The 17,454-nt window shown below is 58.3% G+C and carries 13 protein-coding genes and 1 pseudogene; 10 read left to right on the forward strand and 4 right to left on the reverse strand.

All coding sequences use genetic code 11. The features are described from left to right. Positions 1-387 precede the first annotated feature (387 nt). Positions 388-555: a hypothetical protein gene (locus B2D37_RS23305; protein WP_177345185.1), complete on the forward strand. Its 168-nt coding sequence runs from the start codon at positions 388-390 to the stop codon at positions 553-555. A gap of 147 nt (positions 556-702) precedes the next feature. Here the strand turns inward: B2D37_RS23305 and bglX are convergent, their stop codons facing one another. Beyond that, on the reverse strand, positions 703-2,997 hold the full coding sequence (gene bglX, locus B2D37_RS06370) for a beta-glucosidase BglX (RefSeq protein ID WP_079201928.1): 2,295 nt from the start codon (positions 2,995-2,997) through the stop codon (positions 703-705). A gap of 241 nt (positions 2,998-3,238) precedes the next feature. Continuing rightward, entirely contained in the window at positions 3,239-3,700 is a 462-nt protein-coding gene (locus B2D37_RS06375) for an isoprenylcysteine carboxylmethyltransferase family protein (RefSeq protein WP_079201929.1), read from the reverse strand. 276 nt (positions 3,701-3,976) lie between these two features. Here B2D37_RS06375 and B2D37_RS23030 point away from each other — a divergent pair, with 276 nt between their 5' ends. Beyond that, on the forward strand, positions 3,977-4,222 hold the full coding sequence (locus B2D37_RS23030) for a hypothetical protein (RefSeq protein ID WP_154067051.1): 246 nt from the start codon (positions 3,977-3,979) through the stop codon (positions 4,220-4,222). A 168-nt stretch (positions 4,223-4,390) separates the two neighbouring features. Beyond that, positions 4,391-5,632: an HD-GYP domain-containing protein gene (locus tag B2D37_RS06380; protein WP_079201930.1), complete on the forward strand. Its 1,242-nt coding sequence runs from the start codon at positions 4,391-4,393 to the stop codon at positions 5,630-5,632. A 456-nt stretch (positions 5,633-6,088) separates the two neighbouring features. On the opposite strand, the gene B2D37_RS06385 is transcribed toward B2D37_RS06380, so the two are convergent. Continuing rightward, positions 6,089-6,397: a chorismate mutase gene (locus tag B2D37_RS06385; RefSeq protein ID WP_079201931.1), complete on the reverse strand. Its 309-nt coding sequence runs from the start codon at positions 6,395-6,397 to the stop codon at positions 6,089-6,091. Positions 6,398-6,693: 296 nt separating this feature from the next. Between B2D37_RS06385 and B2D37_RS06390 the strand changes: the two genes are divergently transcribed. Then, a complete protein-coding gene (locus tag B2D37_RS06390) occupies positions 6,694-7,656 on the forward strand; it encodes an IS30 family transposase (RefSeq protein ID WP_079200922.1) in 963 nt (320 codons plus the stop codon). Positions 7,657-8,219: 563 nt separating this feature from the next. Here the strand turns inward: B2D37_RS06390 and B2D37_RS06395 are convergent. Beyond that, on the reverse strand, positions 8,220-8,549 hold the full coding sequence (locus B2D37_RS06395; protein WP_079201932.1) for a hypothetical protein: 330 nt from the start codon (positions 8,547-8,549) through the stop codon (positions 8,220-8,222). 229 nt (positions 8,550-8,778) lie between these two features. On the opposite strand from B2D37_RS06395, the gene B2D37_RS06400 reads away from it, so the two are divergent. The 6 genes and pseudogenes from B2D37_RS06400 to hemN all read left to right on the forward strand — a co-directional run bounded on the left by B2D37_RS06400 (position 8,779) and on the right by hemN (position 17,447). Beyond that, the gene (locus tag B2D37_RS06400) at positions 8,779-9,870 is read left to right on the forward strand and encodes an IS630 family transposase (protein ID WP_079201933.1); all 1,092 of its coding nucleotides are present in this window, start codon (positions 8,779-8,781) and stop codon (positions 9,868-9,870) included. A 1,045-nt stretch (positions 9,871-10,915) separates the two neighbouring features. After that, positions 10,916-12,454 (forward strand): annotated as a pseudogene (locus tag B2D37_RS06405) (IS3 family transposase). A gap of 218 nt (positions 12,455-12,672) precedes the next feature. Continuing rightward, positions 12,673-14,700 (forward strand): ribonucleoside triphosphate reductase, encoded by a 2,028-nt coding sequence (locus B2D37_RS06410; RefSeq protein ID WP_079201934.1) that lies wholly within the window; start codon positions 12,673-12,675, stop codon positions 14,698-14,700. Positions 14,701-14,889: 189 nt separating this feature from the next. Beyond that, positions 14,890-15,057: an anaerobic ribonucleoside-triphosphate reductase gene (nrdD, locus tag B2D37_RS06415; protein WP_079201935.1), complete on the forward strand. Its 168-nt coding sequence runs from the start codon at positions 14,890-14,892 to the stop codon at positions 15,055-15,057. Further along, positions 15,054-15,752 (forward strand): anaerobic ribonucleoside-triphosphate reductase activating protein, encoded by a 699-nt coding sequence (locus B2D37_RS06420; RefSeq protein WP_079201936.1) that lies wholly within the window; start codon positions 15,054-15,056, stop codon positions 15,750-15,752. Before nrdD ends, B2D37_RS06420 begins: the two co-directional genes overlap by 4 nt. A gap of 306 nt (positions 15,753-16,058) precedes the next feature. Further along, positions 16,059-17,447, forward strand: a complete 1,389-nt coding sequence (gene hemN / locus B2D37_RS06425) for an oxygen-independent coproporphyrinogen III oxidase (protein ID WP_079201937.1) — start codon at positions 16,059-16,061, stop codon at positions 17,445-17,447. The last annotated feature ends 7 nt before the right edge of the window (positions 17,448-17,454 follow it).

Here is a 17,454-nt window from a genome sequence, read left to right on the forward strand (position 1 = left end):
CTCAGTTGGTCGCCCTGAGCGGCCATTGCTGGGCTATGTAGCCGTTATGGGTTGAAGCGCCATTTCCTAGGGTGGGTTAGGCGCATGACTGCAGGCTATTTGCGGGTGCGTAGTCGGTTGCGCCGTAACCCACCCGGCAAAAGCGCGTTGCAACAGTTAACGGGTACCTAACCATTGTTTAGCCGATTTTTGGCCTAAGGCTCGCTCTGTAGACGCGCTTGTTACGGCTGAAGTGGCACGTCGCCCACCCGCAAAATGGCTGACTGCTCACTTGCGCGGCTGAGTCCGCCCTGCCTGCCAGAGCCACTAATCAGTGTGCGTTGGCGTACAGAGCAGGCCAGGCCAGGTGGGTATAGTCGCGAGGTCTGTTTAATCTGGGTGATCGTGATGCCGTTTGGGATATATATCGTCGGCTACATCATATTCATCGTCGGCCTGGCGTTTGGCGCTCATTGGCTCGACGTGCCTGCGCAATGGATTAGCGTTGGTGTGCTCTGCCTGGCTTGGCTCGCCATCGTTCAGGGCGCAACCGTCACTGGGCAAAAAGACGCCTGACCCTTAGCGGAGCCTGGCGATTCTCGAATCGAGCACCAAGCTCCAGTTCAAGACGTTCTCCTGCGCCGGATAACCGCCGAGTCAGGCGCCTCAGCTCGAGCCGACACTCATCCAATCGACTCGGCGCTGCATTGACCCCTTCTACAGCTACAACAACTCGAATCGTTGCGTCTGCACGGTTTGCGAATCCAGGCCGATCTGCACTTCGAATTCACCCGGCTCGGCTGCGTGGTGCAACTGCGCGTTGAAAAATTTCAGGTCATCTTCATCGATGCTGAAACGCACCTGGGTGTGCTCGCCGGCCTTGAGCGTGACTTTGCGAAAGCGCTTCAATTCCTTGACCGGACGCACCACGGAAGCCGCCACGTCGCGGATATATAGCTGCACCACAGTCGCGCCATCACGCGGCCCGGTATTTTTCAGGGTCAGGCTGACGTCGAGGCTGCCGTCACGCGCCAGGCTGTGGCTCGAAAGCTGCACCTCGGACAGGCTGAAGTCGGTGTAACTCAAACCATAGCCGAATGGATACAGCGGCCCGTTGGCTTCCTCGAAGTACTGCGAGGTGTAGTTGCCAGGCTGGCCCTCGACATACGGACGACCGAGGCGCAAATGGTTGTAGTAGGTCGGAATCTGCCCGACCGAGCGCGGGAAGCTGATGGGCAGCTTGCCGGACGGGTTGTAGTCGCCGAACAGGATATCGGCAATTGCATTGCCGCCCTCGGTGCCGCTGAACCAGGTTTCCAGGATCGCGTCGGCGTTGGCCTGCTCCCAGTTGAGTGCCAGCGGCCTACCGTTCATCAACACCAGCACCAGCGGTTTTCCGGTCTGCTTTAGCGCGCGCAGCAACGCCTGCTGGCTGGGGGGAATGTCCAGGCGCGTGCGGCTCGACGATTCGTGTGACATCCCGCGCGCCTCGCCAACCGCAGCGACTATGACATCGGCCTGCTCGGCGGCCTTCAGTGCTTCGGCGAGCAACTCGGCCGGCGGGCGCGGGTCCAACACGACCACCGGCTTGTCCTCTTTGAGAAAGTTCAGGTAGTCGATGATGTGCTGATCATCGGTGAGGTTCGCCCCCAGGGCATAAATCACCCGCGCCGGGTCGCCCAGCGCCGCGTTCAGGCCCTGGCGCAGCGTTACCGACTGCGCGGCAGCTCCGGCTGCCGACCAGCTACCCAGCATGTCGATGGGCGAATCCGCCAGCGGCCCGACCAGGGCAATGGTGGCGGTCTTTTTCAGCGGCAGGGTCTGCTGGCGATTCTCCAGCAACACCATCGACTGGCGCGCCACAGCCCTGGTTTCGGCGCGGTGCAGGCGGCTTTCGGCGCTGACCTCGGCCGGGTCTTCGGCGGCGATGCCGATGCGCCGGTAGGGATCATGGAACAAGCCCATGTCGTATTTGGCACCGAGCACTTCACGCACTGCATTGTCAATTTCCTGCACCTTGACTTCGCCCGAACGCACCAGGGCGGGCAGCTCTTGGCGATACAGCGAGTCGGCCATGCTCATGTCGATGCCCGCCTTGATCGCCAGCTTGGCGGCCTCGCGACCATCCCTGGCAATCCCGTGGCTGACCAGCTCGCTGATCGCCCCATGGTCGCTGATCGTGACCCCGCGGAAGCCCCAGTCGCTGCGCAGCAGATCCTGCATCAGCCAGGTATTGGCGGTGGCCGGCACGCCATTGATCGAGTTCAGGGCGACCATCACCCCGCCCGCACCGGCGTCGATGGCAGCACGGTAGGGCGGCAGATAGTCCTGATACATGCGCATCGGGCTCATATCCACCACGTTGTAATCGCGCCCACCCTCGACCGCGCCATACAGGGCGAAATGCTTGACACTGGCCATCACACTGTCGGCGGCGCTGGGCGTTGCCCCTTGTAAGGCCTTGACCATGGTCCGGGCGATCTGCGACACCAGATAGGGATCTTCGCCAAAGCCTTCCGAGGTGCGGCCCCAGCGCGGGTCGCGGGTGATATCGACCATTGGCGCGAAGACCATGTCGAGGCCGTCGGCGCTGGCCTCGATGGCGGATATGCGACCGCTCAGGGTAATCGCCTGCAGATCCCAACTCGACGCCAGGGCCAGGCTGATTGGGAAAATAGTGCGGTGGCCGTGGATCACGTCGTAGGCGAAGAACAGCGGAATCTTCAGCCGGCTGTTCTGCACGGCGGCGTCCTGCATCGGCCGATTATCGCGGCGTGTCACCGTATTGAAGGTACCGCCGATATGACCGGCGGCGATCTCCTCGAGGATGCGCGGGCGCGGCATATCCCCGCCGATGCTGATCAAACGCAATTGCCCGACCTTTTCCTCGAGCGTCATCTGCGTGATCAAGTCGGCGATAAAGGCCTGTTTGTTATCCAACAGGACGGGGGAGGTGGCGGCCAGAGCCGCGTGACTGGCAAAACTGGCTAATAGGCCAAGCAGGTACAGCCTGATCATTCGATGGTATTCCTGAGTAACGCAGTACTTGAAAGCCGCGAGGGCGCATGGGTTGGACTGTGCGATAGAAACGTAACTGCGCCTGACGTTTGGGCCCGCCCAGGCGCCGGCCTTGATCCGCGCAGGGTGCGCCGTGTGCACCAGCCAATCACCGGTAATGCGTGCATGCCGGACCGGCCAGCGGCTTTACCGGGCAACAGCCGGTCAACGCTAGGCTCCGGCTACAGCCAGGCATTATGGGTCACAACCAGCGGCGAACTCTGGATTTATAGCGATCGAATTCAGCGCCGAACAGTGCCTCAAGCGCACGCTCCTCCGCGGTGATCTGCCAGCGGTTCATATAGAGGATGAACCCCAACACCCCAACCAGAGCCCAAGGCGCTGCAAGAACCACCGCCCAGGCAGCGAGAAACAGGGCAAAGCCAAGGTACATCGGGTTGCGCGAAACCCGATAGATCCCCGAACTCACTAGCGACGATGCCGTTTCCGGCTTCAGCGGATTGACCGTGGTCTTGGCCCGGCGGAAAGACACCACTCCAGCCAGGCAGAAGAAAGCACCAAGCAACAGCACGGCTGCCGTGGAGGCTATGCGCACCGCGTCGCTCATATCAACGCTCGGCAGCACAGAGGCAAGCGCCCACATAAACAGCGCGAACAGCGCCGCGACCAGTGGCGGTGGCATCTTGTTTTCTAGTGCTTGCATGGCTGTCCTTGTGACGGCGTTCAGGGTGCCGGGCAGGGTGCCCGACGGATTCAGTAATAACGGGGCAGGCCACTGCTCCAGAGCGTGTCGCGCTACTTTAAACTGAGCGGCCCGCAAATACTTGGCCGCGGTCGGATTGGTCGCGCCACCCCCATCGACCCAAGACGTCGCAATCGGTGGACAAGCAAAGCGTTATCCGGCCTGCCTGGTCCCCCAGTTCGCGTAGGCTGGAAACCGCGAAGCGTTTTCCAGCAATGGGTATCCAGGCTACTTTGGGTGATCAAGCGCCAGTTCGGCTACACCAAGGTGCGTTTTCGCAGCGTGGTGAAAACACCGCCAGCAGGTCACACTGTTTGCGTTGTCGCACCTGTAGATGGTGCACAAACAGTTAATGATTGCAGGAGAGGTGCGCGCGTAATGCTGGGAATGAAGCCTGCAAAGCGCTCCTCACAGGGCAAAAATATGCATTTGAAGGTGAAAAGTGGCCTGGTTTTCGATTGCGGCGATATTTTCGAGTCTTGAGTAAACCAGCTCGGGACACGGGGCTACTTCAGACCTTCGTCTGGGAAAATCGACCGCATGAAGGCAATATAAAATTCTTCGCCGACTATAGTCATATTTCATAGCTACAGCCCTATAATTGCTTATGGCGAATAGCCAGCATCTGGCGGTTTTTCGGAAGGGAGCGTCATGGAAATAAGATCGCTGCCAAACACCATCAAAGTCGCGGTTGGTGATTTGACTATTGGCATGTACGTCGCCGAACTGGATCGCCCCTGGACAGATACGCCCTTCCTCTTCCAGGGATTTCTCATTCGTGAACAGCAGGAGCTAAGCCTGCTGCAAGCACATTGCCAGTCGGTTTGGGTCGACGCTAGGCAGTCGACCAGTAGCAGTGCACATCAATTGGCGCAGCAGTCGCCATCGACAACACTGGAGGCGGCAGTAGCCAAGGTCAAATTTGATACTGCAATGCATCAGGCACAACCTATCTGGCAGACGGGCCACGAGTGCTCTCTGCGCATCCTTAATGCCGTCAGGCTGGGCCATGAGCTCGATGTTGTGACGGTCAAGGCGGTGGTCAAGGAGTGTGTCGAACACATCCTTGAAAATCCTTCCGCGATGCTATGGCTCGCGCGAATCAAGGACAGCGATGAGTACACCGCTGAGCACTGCTTGCGCGTCGGCATTCTTTCGATCGCATTAGGACGTGAGTTGGGTCTGATGCCGCTGGAACTTGAGCAGGTAGGTATCTGCGGCATGCTCCACGATGTTGGAAAGCTCAAGATACCTGATGAAATCCTCAACAAGCCTGGCAAGCTGACAGAGGAAGAGTTCACCATTATGCGGCGGCACTCGATTGAAGGCCGCAAATTGCTCATGGCCAACGGACAGACGCCGTCTTCTGCAGTCGAAGTCGCCTATAGCCATCATGAACGAATGGATGGCGGCGGTTACCCCCGAGGCTTGAAGGCGCATCAGATACCCTTTTTCGCCAAGCTCATCGCAGTGGTTGACGCCTACGATGCAATCAACAGCGATCGGGTCTACAGCAAGGGCAGATCCACCATGGAGTCGCTACGCATCCTCTTCGATGCGGCCAATAGCCAATTCGACGAGGAGATTGTCCTGGCCTTCATTCGCATGATCGGCATATTTCCGCCTGGAGAGATCGTCGAGTTAACCAATGGTGAAGTAGCCATCATTACGGCCTGCTCGCCTGAGCACAAACTCAAACCCCGCCTGTTGCGTGTGCTCGACAGTAAAAAACAGCCGTGTAAGGTCAGAGTCATTGACCTGCAGAAAAACCCTTGCGACGAAACGGGCCTTCCCTATCGGGTCGGTGAGGTTCACCCCACTGGAGCTTTCGGTATCGATATCGAAGCCTATCGGGTTAAGGGGCTGATCATTCCTGGCTATCTATCAACCTAGAATTATTCTGCGTAGGCTCGGGACTGCCAGGAACAACGAGGTGACCGACAGTGAGAGCAAAGCGCTGCCGGAACCGGTGAGGCCTGCAACGGAACAAGGCCGATAATAAGTCTGATCTTCGTGATTGATTTGAGCGCATGGTTATAAGCTGGATTGCCCAAAGACTGCTACAACAGTTATGGCAAAAGCCACCATTCCGACATCGGCAATATAGATTTCCTCTCTTGAATTTACCCGTCAGCCTTTTCTAGGATACTTCCCAATGTCGCTAGCTTTACGAATGGCCAGCCCATCCTATAGAAAAAGATGCCAGGGATAATTTCTGAAAACGCGTAACCTATGAAGCGAAATACAAATGTGGCGACTGTTCCATGGTTCATCAGCTTATAACGTACAGATTAAAGGGCCGGCTTTAGTCTGTCCCGAGTGAGTGAAGCGAACGGCTTGAACCGCATGTCAGGATTTCACGCCATTTTCGTTAAGCAAAGAATGTTCTTTAAGCCCCGCTTCAATGAAAGCCGAAATCATGGCGCGATAGACGCTTTCCACTACGTTTGGATTTGCCCCTTGCTCGTGTGCAAGTACTGTGACTTTTAAAATAACTTGCTCTACCCGATCTGGTGCTTTTACTTCGTCTGTTGTCTTTTTGAATGAGGCGGCCTGAAAGACAAAAGCTCCGCGTTCTGCGAGTAAAGCTACAATTTTTCGATCTATTTTGTCGATATTTTCGCGGACTTCATTGAGTAAACTGCATCTGACTTCCATGTGGGCGTACTCCGATTTTGACTTTGACTCTAACGACTAAGCTAAGGGGCTGGCTTTTGCCAGTACAAATGAGTGAAACGAACGACTTGATGGACTTTCCTTGCACCACACTTGCCGATACCGAGTCGTCCGGGAGATCGCTGGGAGAGTTGTTACGCACTGGCGGATATTCAGGTCAGTTGAAGCCGGGGTTTATGGAGCCTGAATTCATAGAATAAGTGCAACGTTTGAGACGACAGGCAGAGAGCCAGCCACCGGTAGAATCCAGGCTCTCACACCGAAGGATTCAAGCGCAGATGACTACGCCTTACCGGCAGCTGACTCAGGGCCAACGTTACCAGATTGAGGCCGGTTTAATCGCCGGCAAAAACCAGGTCAGCCTTGCTAAACAGCTTGGCGTGCATCCCGCGACCATCAGCCGAGAGATCCGCCGCAACAGCTCAGAAAACCGCTACGCAGCTGTTTCAGCGACCCAGAAAAGTGATGCGCGCCGTGCCCAAGCACACAAGTACTGCAAGCCCGTTGCCTGGTTCCGTCACTACCTGCCGATCTGGCTTCAGCACGGGATGAGCCCAGAACAAATTGCTCATCGTTTAAAGCAAGAGCGGCCTGATGACACTGCGAGTCATGAGTGGATTTACCAATTCATCGCCATCGACAAGCGCCGTGGCGGTGATTTGTATACGCACCTTCGCCACCGTCGGAAATGCTACCGAAAGCGCTACGGAAGCCACGACCGGCGCGGACAACTACGAAATCGCGTGTCGATCAGTGAGCGGCCTGCTGAGGTCGAAACACGTGAACGGCTAGGCGATTGGGAGGGTGATACGGTGCACGGACTCGGCGGCAATATCGTGACGTTGGTTGATCGTAAAAGCGGCTACCTGAGCGCGTATCCGGTCAAGCGCAGAACACGGAGACAGGTGACGCGAGCGATCAACCTGCTGCTTAAGGGTCATGTGGCAAACACGTTGACGCTGGACAATGGCCGGGAGTTTGCCGGTCATGAATGCATCGCCCGCAAGAGCCAATGCGCGGTCTATTTTGCTGACCCGTATTCGTCTTGGCAGCGCGGCAGCAATGAAAATGCGAATGGCCTGTTGCGGCAGTATTTTCCCAAGGGCAGCGACTTTAGCAAGCTGACTGTGGAGGCCGTTAATCAGGCGGTAATGAAGATCAATTTACGACCACGCAAACGCTTGGCCTGGAAGACACCATACGAAGTACAAGCAGGGGTAAGCGTTGCACTTATGCGTTGAATTCAGGGGGCGCTTACGGTGATGATGGGTACAGGTAGTCGGTCTTGCGGTCGATCGGGCGAAAGCGGCTCATGCGGGAGCCATCGGCTGGGCCGTGCCGGATTATCCCCGAATGAAGCGGTTGCTAGGCCATTGTGCATGGCCTGCGCTGCGCTGGCCCATGCGCCGATCACGATGAAAAGCTAGCTGTTTTGTTTGTTCTAATTGCCTTGTAGAGGATCGGAAATTGCCCAAGATGCATAGAGCCTCGCGCCATCAAGCGACGGCCAAAACCCTACCTAGTGCTGGCCAAGTTGCGGCACTCTGCTCGCGATGACGTCATAAAAAACTGGCACCCTAGAGCTTAAGTAAGTGCCATTCTGGCATAGCCCTTTCTTTAGTTCTGTAGTCGCACTCGCCTTCGTCTCTCCGTCTCTTTTGATCTTGCAATCTGATGCCTGTCCAAGACGAAAATTACGCGTTCTTCAATAGATTATTTACGTAATCTCGTAGGCGTTCGAAATTCAGCAAAACCCAGAAGTTGAGGCCTATCATAAAGCCAATAAATGAAAATAATTGGAAAGTCACAGCAAAGCTAACCGTGCCCCCCCTCCGGTCATTGGCCAAATCAAGAACATAGGGATGTCGGCTATCAGTGCCCCACCCAAAGTTAATGTAAAAATATTAACGCGCTTCTTTTTCGAAAGCAGCTGATAAAAGCGGAAGCCGATAAAGAATTCATAGATATACACAACGGGAAGGCCAACTAGCACGATGCCGAAAAATAAACCTATAAAGGACAGGAGCCCGTCTTGCATATTAAAGCCAGGGAGGTCGGCAAAAAATGCATAGAAAGAGAATGCAAACGGCATTATCAGTGGCGCAAATCCCAGGGCTCTAGTTTCGTTTTTCATAATTTACTCGCTGTACGCATTCAGTCGGCGTTAAGGCTGTTAATTAACATAGGTTTACAAGCGACTTACAAAAGCGGACGCCATGGTACCTGAACTGGCCTTCTAGGGGGAACGCGAACAGTCACCAGGAAAGGGCTAGAACGGGACTAGTGGACTGTCCGTAAAGTTCGTTTACCTATAAAAGTAGAACAAATATACTGTGCACCCCTCCTTTTTCGGCGTGTGTAGCATGGCTCGACCAGCGGCTTCTTTTTGTTTAAATCCCACTGATGTTGAGACGCTGCAAAGCTGGTTGTGCATGGGATCTCTGCCTCAGAGCATTGCTCAACGCGCCCGGATTCTGTTGCTGCTGACTAGCGGCCTCACGCCCAAGCAGGTCAGTGATCGGTTGGAAGTTTCGGCGCCAGTCGTATTCAAATGGCGCAAGCGCTATCAGGAATCTGGCCTCGATGGGCTGAGCGATCTCCCGCGCAGCGGACATCCACGCAAGCTCGACGAGGCGAAGATTAAGGAAATTCTGACCCTGACGACCCAGCGTGTGCCGCGTGAGGCGACCCATTGGAGCTTGCGGCTGATGGCCAAATACGTGGGTGTTACTGTCTGGCAAGTCGCCCAGGTATGGGCCGCCGCCGATCTCAAGCCCCATCGATTGAAAACCTTCAAGATCAGCAACGACCCGCACTTTGCTGACAAAGTGGTCGATGTGGTCGGGCTGTACCTGAACCCGCCTGACAATGCACTGGTGCTGTCAGTTGACGAGAAAACCCAGATCCAGGCGCTGGATCGCACCCAGCCAATGCTGCCTCTCAAACCAGGTCAGATCGAACGCAGGACGCATGACTACAAGCGTCACGGTACGGCCAGTTTGTATGCCGCCTTCAACATCCTGACGGGCCAGGTCATTGGTCGCATCACCCAACGACACAGGGCCAAAGAGTTCCTTGAGTTCCTTCGGCAGATCGACCGCGCAACGCCTGCCGAGTTGGATCTGCATTTGATTCTGGACAACAGCTCGACTCACAAGACCGCCGCCGTCAGGGCGTGGCTGGAGAAGCATCCCCGCTTCAAGCTGCACTTCACGCCGACCAGCGCCTCATGGCTGAACGCCGTAGAGGGTTGGTTTGCTCAATTGGAAAGGCGGGCGTTGTATCGCGATGCGTTCAGCAGCGTGGCTGATCTGAAAGCGGCAATTCGCCGTTTTATCGAGGCCCATAATGAATATTCAGCCAAGCCATTTCGCTGGAACAAAACGGCTGAATCCATTATCAGCTCTGTTAATCGCGCAAAGCTCGCCGCAATCAAGAATAAGTTATTGGACTAACCAAACAGTCCACTAGTCTAACTAGTTGTAAATATTGAATATTTCGTATGTTTCTCGTTGGGTTGCAGCGTTTTACTTGAGTGTTTTGGTCAGTTTTATGGTTGGTGCGGCCAGGCCCATAGGCTATATCTCAAGAGGTCGAATCGCGCCTTGATGGGTAGGCACCAATGGCTGTCGGCTTGAGGCCGCTTGCTGCCTGGTGCGACTGATTATTTCTGGTCGATTGCCGGACTCACAATCGAGTTGTTTGAGGGTCTTGCACCCCGACTTGGCGATTTTCGCCATGCCCCCCCTGAAAGACTCCGTAGGCAACGATTTGCCCTGAGGTTCGGGCGCCTGTGTCTAGGGTTCTCTCTGCGAGGTCTCACGTCGCTACGGTGACATTCGTCGCCAGAACCAAGGACCCACGAGCCTTCGCATCAGCAGCGCTCAATTGCGCATCCAGAATGTTCAGGAGTGGAGTCAGTTACTCAAAGGGGGGCTTGTTGGATCGTAACCGCTGGATAAACCCCGCCTTCAAATGATCCGAACTCCGGCCGATGCTGCACTCCCGGTTTCTTTCTGGAGCCAGTTGCCATGATGCGACCCGACGCCAAAGTCGAAAACGTGTAGCTCTCGACGGTGTAAGGGCGTTGTACACCAATACAATTTCTGGCGCACGGCGCCGCTGAGCAGCGCGTACCTTTGCTGTGTTTTAGCCCTTCAGCGGCTGCCCTGATGGTTGTTTTCCTGGACGCAGGTGCAGCGCTTGCCTGGGCTGAATTGCTCAGTCTGGAGCGATCAGTGCGGCAATCCTTTGCCTTGCCGTTGGTTGTTTGGCTGTGGGTTCGCGTGCGCTGCGTAATGCCTGGCCGGCCATTTGTGTATGTATGGGCGATGCCCCAGTTCCCTGCGCATGGGGCTATCCGTCTCTCTACCGGAGCGGATTTATCCGCGACTTCCACGGCTAAAACCGCTGCCACAACGAGACCCCCCGGTGTCAGGCTAGTTGTCGCCTCAGTGGATTTATCAAAACGATAGATTGGGGGCGTCAAAGAGAGCTGCAATGTCGAGCTATTCACCTGAGCGTAAAGCTGCCCTGCTGAACAAGTTACTCCCGCCACTAAACCACTCCGTAGCTGAGCTCGCGCGCCAAGAAAGCGTCCCCGAAGCGACGCTGTATGCTTGGCGTACCAAGCTCAAAGCAGGAGGCGCAGTAGTGCCTGGAGACAAAACCAAAGCCGATAACTGGCCCGCTGAAGCCAAGTTCGCGGCGGTGCTGCATGCGGCCACCTTGAGCGAGATCGAGCTCAGCGAATACTGTCGCAGCAAGGGTTTGTACCCTGAGCAAATCAGCGCATGGCGCCAAGCCTGCATCAGTGGCCAGCTGTCGGCCCAAGCGCAGCGTCAAGCCGATCGGGATCAGGCGCGTGCCGACAAGAAGCGCATAGCCGCACTGGAGCGCGAGCTGCGGCGCAAAGACAAGGCACTGGCTGAAACCGCCGCGATCTTGGTGCTGCGAAAAAAGATGAATGCCTTCTGGGGAAACGACAACGAGGACGTTTGACCTCGCTGCCAGAACGGCAACAACTCGTTGAACGGTTTAACCATGCCGTCGCTTCTGGTGCGCGCAAGGCGGTGGCCTGCGCAGAGATCGGACTGTCGCTGCGCGCTGACGCCGGTGATGCTGGCCGATGTGCGCACCACCACGGTACGGCCACAGCCGCCGAACGCCCTGAGTGAGGACGAGCGCCGCACCATCCTGGCAGTGTGCAACAGCGCGCCATTCGCCAGCTTGCCGCCTAGCCAGACCGTGCCACGGCTGGCCGATCAAGGCCGTTACCTGGCCTCAGAGGCGACCTTCTACCGCGTCCTCAAGGCCGCCAATCAGCAACATCGCCGCGGCGGTCGCAGCCATGCGCCGCACAAGCACGCGGCGCCGACCACGCACAGTGCAACGAAGAGCAATCAGGTCTGGTCATGGGACATCACCTACCTGCCATCGCCGGTGCGCGGAAAGTATTACTACCTGTATTTGATCGAGGATATCTACAGCCGCAAGGGCGTGGGCTGGGAGGTTTACGAGCAAGAAAGCGGCAAACTGGCGGCCGAACTGATGCAGCGCACCGTGCTGGCCGAGCGCTGCGTGGGTCAGCCCTTGGTGCTGCACTCGGACAACGGTGCGCCGATGAAATCGGTGGCGCTGCTGAGTAAACTCTACGATCTCGGCATCACTCCATCGCGTGGACGACCCCGAGTAAGCAACGACAATCCCTACTCGGAATCGCTGTTTCGAACCCTGAAATACTGCCCGCAATGGCCCAAGGATGGCTTTACAGATTTGGATGCAGCACGCAGCTGGGTGCGCGACTTTATCCGCTGGTACAACCATGAGCACCGCCACAGCCGTATCCGCTTCGTAACCCCGGCACAGCGTCATCGCGGCGAGGATCAAGAGGTGCTGGCCAAGCGCCACGCGCTGTACCAGCAAGCCCGCCATCAGCACCCGCATCGCTGGTCAGGCAACACTCGAAATTGGCAGCCTATCGGGGCTGTCACACTCAACCCAGAGAGACTGCAACCGGCACTGAGAATAGCGGCATAAGAAACACGGCTGACGCGACAACTACCTTGCAAAACGCCGAGACGCCGACGCCAACAGCGCGCGCAAAAGCTAATGGCTACTCAGCCGGTTTATTCGCCGTGAGCGGTGTTCGCCGTCCTTGATCGAGGTCAAGCTCGGGTAGGCTGTTATCGGGTAGCTTTCACTGCATATTGTGGTTACAGATAAATAAATATCTATATGTAGTGTCAGGAGGCGACATGCTCAGCCCGGTTAAAGCCCTTCATCCTCAGCAGTTATGCAAGCGCGATGGCAGCATTGCGGCGTTCGATCTCGGTAAGATTCGTCAGGCGATCATCGCGGCGGGCGAGGCCAGTGGCGAGTTCGATGAGGCGCTGGCGGGGGAGTTGGCCGAAGCGGTGCTGATGCGCCTGCTGGAGTTGCCCAGTATCGATGTCGAACAGGTGCAGGACCGCGTCGAGCGGGTGCTGATGGAGGCCGGTTTCTACCAGACCGCGCGGGCTTATATCGTCTACCGCGAGCGTCATGGCCGGTTGCGCCGTGATCGTAAGGCGCTGGTCGATGTGGCGGCGTCGATGAACGAGTACCTGTCGCGCGAGGATTGGCGGGTGCGGGCCAACGCCAACCAGGGCTATTCCCTCGGCGGGCTGATTCTCAATGTGTCGGGCAAGGTCACTGCCAACTACTGGCTGGACGAGGTGTACAGCGAGACCATCGGTCTGGCCCATCGTGAGGCCGATCTGCATGTACATGATCTGGACATGCTCGCCGGCTACTGCGCCGGCTGGTCGCTGCGCAGCCTGCTCAACGAGGGGTTCAATGGCATTCCCGGACGGGTTGAAGCGGGGCCGCCCAAGCACCTGTCCAGTGCCCTGGGGCAGATGGTCAACTTCCTCGGTACCTTGCAGAACGAGTGGGCCGGGGCCCAGGCGTTCAGCTCGTTCGATACCTACCTGGCGGCCTATGTGCGCAATGACAACCTGGGTTTTGCCGAGGTACGCCAGGCCATCCAGGAGTTCATCTACAACCTCAATGTGCCGTCGCGCTGGGGCACCCAGACGCCGTTCACCAACCTGACCTTCGACTGGGTCTGCCCGGAAGATTTGCGCGAGCAGATCCCCTATATCGGCGGGGTGGAGATGCCCTTCGCCTATGGCGACCTGCAGGCCGAGATGGAGTTGATCAACCGCGCCTATATCGAGGTGATGCAGGCCGGCGACGCCATGGGCCGGGTGTTTACCTTTCCGATCCCGACCTACAACATCACCCATGACTTCCCCTGGGACAGCGAGAACGCCGACCGCCTGTTCGAGATGACCGCACGCTACGGCTTGCCGTATTTCCAGAACTTCCTCAATTCCGACATGCAGCCCAATCAGGTGCGCTCGATGTGCTGCCGCCTGCAACTGGACGTGCGCGAACTGCTCAAACGCGGTGGTGGCTTGTTCGGCTCGGCCGAGCAGACCGGCTCGCTGGGCGTGGTGACGATCAACTGCGCGCGTCTGGGTTATCTGTTCAAGGGCAACACCCAGGGTCTGCTCAAACGCCTCGATCAGTTGATGGAGCTGGCGATGGAGAGCCTGGAGGTCAAGCGCAAGGTGATCCAGCATCACATGGACGCCGGACTCTATCCCTATACCAAGCGTTACCTGGGCACCCTGCGTAATCACTTCTCGACCATCGGCCTGAATGGCATGCACGAGATGCTGCGCAACTTCAGCGGTGACCAGGAAGGCATGCATACGCCCAAGGGCCGCGAATTCGCCTTGCTCCTGCTCGATCATGTGCGGGCCACCCTGGTGCGCTTCCAGGAAGAAACCGGGCAGATGTACAACCTCGAGGCGACCCCGGCCGAAGGCACCACCTACCGTTTCGCCAAGGAAGACCGCAAGCGTTACCCGGACATTCTCCAGGCCGGCAGCGCCGAGGCGCCGTACTACACCAACTCCTCGCAATTGCCGGTGGGCTTCACCGACGACCCCTTCGAGGCGCTGGAACTGCAGGACGAACTGCAGTGCAAGTACACCGGCGGCACCGTGTTGCACCTGTACATGGCCGAGCGGATCTCCTCGATCCAGGCCTGCAAGCAACTGGTGCGCAACGCCCTGGGGCGCTTCCGCCTGCCGTACCTGACGATCACCCCGACCTTCTCGATCTGTCCGACGCACGGCTATCTGGATGGCGAACACGAGTTCTGCCCGAAATGCGATGAAGCGCTGCTGCACAAGCAGGCCCGGCAGGGCGGCGCCGAGAAGGTCAGTGGCTGACTCGTCATTGCCGGCCTAACGGCCGGGTGATGGGTTACGCGGCGCCCGCGTGGGGTGTCGGCTCGGCACCCGGCGTCCGTCGCCGCTAACCCACCCTACGGAATAGCACCACCTACGCCGCGCCCACTGGGGCGGCGTTGATCAGCCAAGAGTGGATTCCCCGTTTTCCCCACAGCAAGGAGCGACACCATGCACAGCACCCAGCAACTCCCCGAAGCACAACGCCAGCGCTGCGAAGTCTGGACCCGGGTGATGGGCTATCACCGCCCGGTCACCGCCTTCAACCCAGGCAAGCAGTCCGAACACCGCGAACGCCAGCACTTCACCGAAGCGGCGGCGCGAGTAAGCGCCGCGTGAGCAGGTCGCTACGGGTTGGGGGCCTGGTGCCCCTGACCACCCTCGACTATCCGGGGCTGCTGGCTTGTGTGCTGTTCTGTCAGGGCTGCGCCTGGCGCTGTCGTTACTGCCACAATCCGGATCTGATCGCGGCCCGCGGCGAACAGGAGATCCCCTGGTGGCAGGTGCTGGACTTCCTCCAGCGCCGTCAGGGTTTGTTGCAGGCCGTGGTGTTCAGTGGCGGTGAGGCGACCCTGCAAGGCGGCCTGGTACCGGCGATGGAGCAGGTGCGGCAGATGGGTTTTCACGTTGGCCTGCACAGTGCCGGCATCAAGCCCTGGGCGTTCTCATGGGCAGTCAAGGCGGCGGACTGGGTTGGTTTCGACATCAAGGCCCTGGCCGAGGATGCCGAGCTGATCACCGGCGTCAGCGGCAGCGGCAAGGCCAACTGGCGCAGCCTGGAACACCTGCTGGCCAGCGGTGTGGCCTACGAGTGCCGAACCACCGTGCACTGGCATCTACTGGACGTCGAACGGCTGTGGCGCATCGGCCAGCGCCTGCATGCCTTCGGCGTCGAGCGCTTCGCCGTGCAGATAGTGCGCAGCGCACGCATGCTCGATCCGGATCTGCCCATGACCGCAACGCCGAACGCGGCGGGTGAATTGTGGCAGCACCTCGAGCAACTGTTCCCGCATTTCGAGCTGCGTGACCATTGATTGGCGCGCAGCCTGTTCAAGGCGCTGCTCAGGTTAACGCTTGCAACGTGCTGCGTAGAGCAGCACGGGCGACGATCTCGGTTAGCTTACCGCCGGCAAATAATCGGTATTACTGACCCCTCCGCCTACAGTGCTGCATGGCACCTGGCTGGAATCGGATGTGCGTGAGAATTGACCCTCGTCAGGTGCTGCGCCTGCGCCGCGCCGTACAATGGCGGCATTATTGCCGGCTACCCACGCGGGCAGGGCGGGCGCTGCGCTAGCCGCAGTCGCGGTCTTCCTATTCATGCTACGAGGTGGTCGAACATGGACCAATCGCTGAACTTCAATCGCGCGCTGGTCGAGAAGTATGATCGCCCGGGGCCGCGCTATACCTCTTATCCCACCGCGCCGCAGTTCCATCAGGCGTTTGCCATGGACGATTATCAGAACGCCGTTGCCGCCAGCAATCAGGCGATCGCGCCCAAGCCATTGTCGCTGTATATCCACATCCCGTTTTGCCAGAGCCTGTGCTACTACTGCGCCTGCAACAAGATCATCACCAAGAAGACCCACCGCGCGGTGGAGTACCTGACCTATCTCAAGCGCGAAATCGCCATGCAGGCGGACCTGTTCGACCACACGCGCAAGCTGACCCAGTTGCACCTTGGCGGCGGCACGCCGACCTACCTGACCAGCGAGCAACTGGCCGACCTGATGGCCACCTTGCACCAGGCGTTCAACATGGATGACAGCGACGACCACGAGTTCTCCATCGAGGTCGACCCGCGCACCATCAGCACCGAACAGATCCAGCATTTGCGTGCGCTCGGCTTCAATCGCCTGAGCTTCGGCGTGCAGGACTTCGATGCGGATGTGCAGGCGGCGGTCAACCGCGTGCAGAGCGAGGAACAGGTCTATGCGTTGGTCGCCGCCGCGCGCGAGGCGCAGTTCAAGTCGGTCAGCGTCGACCTGATCTACGGCCTGCCGCTGCAGACGGTGGCCAGCTTCGACGTCACCCTGAGCAAGATCATCACCCTGCGTCCGGATCGTATCGCCGCCTACAGCTATGCCCACCTGCCGCAAATGGTGCGCGCGCAACGCCTGATCCGCCGCGAAGACATGCCGCCGCCGGAGCGCAAGCTGGAGCTGCTGGAGCTGACCATCAAGCGCCTGACCGACGCCGGCTACGTGTATATCGGCATGGACCATTTCGCCCTGCCGGATGACGAGTTGGCCCTGGCGCGCGCCAATGGCACCTTGCAGCGTAATTTCCAGGGCTATTCCACCCATGCCGATTGCGACCTGATCGGCCTCGGCGTGTCCTCGATCGGCAACGTCGGCGACAGCTACAGCCAGAGCGTCAAGGAGCTCTCGCAGTACTACGCGCGTCTCGATCAGGGCCTGCTGCCGGTGCAGCGCGGCTACAGCCTGAACGCCGACGACCTGCTGCGCCGTGAGGTGATCAGCGCCCTGATGTGCCATGGCCGAGTCGACTTCGCCACTGTCGAGGCGCGTCACGGTATTGACTTCAAAGACTACTTCGCCGACGCCCTGACGGCACTCGAGGAGCATGTAGCGGACCGTCTGGTCGAAATCCACGCCGACGCCCTGGTGCTGCTGCCGCAAGGCCACCTGATGATGCGCAGCGTGGCCATGGCCTTCGACGCCTACCTGGGCGACGAGCAGAAGGGCCGTTTCTCGCGCACGGTGTAACAGTCAA

Origin of the sequence: Pseudomonas sp. CC6-YY-74 (assembly GCF_002025205.1) — a bacterium.
Classification (GTDB): Bacteria; Pseudomonadota; Gammaproteobacteria; order Pseudomonadales; family Pseudomonadaceae; genus Aquipseudomonas; species Aquipseudomonas paeninsulae.

Coding starts and splice junctions, on each gene's coding strand:
- B2D37_RS23305 (WP_177345185.1), top strand. CDS start 388: ATGCCGTTTGGGATATATATCGTCGGCTACATCATATTCATCGTCGGC.
- bglX (WP_079201928.1), bottom strand. CDS start 2,997: ATGATCAGGCTGTACCTGCTTGGCCTATTAGCCAGTTTTGCCAGTCAC.
- B2D37_RS06375 (WP_079201929.1), bottom strand. CDS start 3,700: ATGCAAGCACTAGAAAACAAGATGCCACCGCCACTGGTCGCGGCGCTG.
- B2D37_RS06380 (WP_079201930.1), top strand. CDS start 4,391: ATGGAAATAAGATCGCTGCCAAACACCATCAAAGTCGCGGTTGGTGAT.
- B2D37_RS06385 (WP_079201931.1), bottom strand. CDS start 6,397: ATGGAAGTCAGATGCAGTTTACTCAATGAAGTCCGCGAAAATATCGAC.
- B2D37_RS06390 (WP_079200922.1), top strand. CDS start 6,694: ATGACTACGCCTTACCGGCAGCTGACTCAGGGCCAACGTTACCAGATT.
- B2D37_RS06395 (WP_079201932.1), bottom strand. CDS start 8,549: ATGAAAAACGAAACTAGAGCCCTGGGATTTGCGCCACTGATAATGCCG.
- B2D37_RS06400 (WP_079201933.1), top strand. CDS start 8,779: ATGGCTCGACCAGCGGCTTCTTTTTGTTTAAATCCCACTGATGTTGAG.
- B2D37_RS06410 (WP_079201934.1), top strand. CDS start 12,673: ATGCTCAGCCCGGTTAAAGCCCTTCATCCTCAGCAGTTATGCAAGCGC.
- nrdD (WP_079201935.1), top strand. CDS start 14,890: ATGCACAGCACCCAGCAACTCCCCGAAGCACAACGCCAGCGCTGCGAA.
- hemN (WP_079201937.1), top strand. CDS start 16,059: ATGGACCAATCGCTGAACTTCAATCGCGCGCTGGTCGAGAAGTATGAT.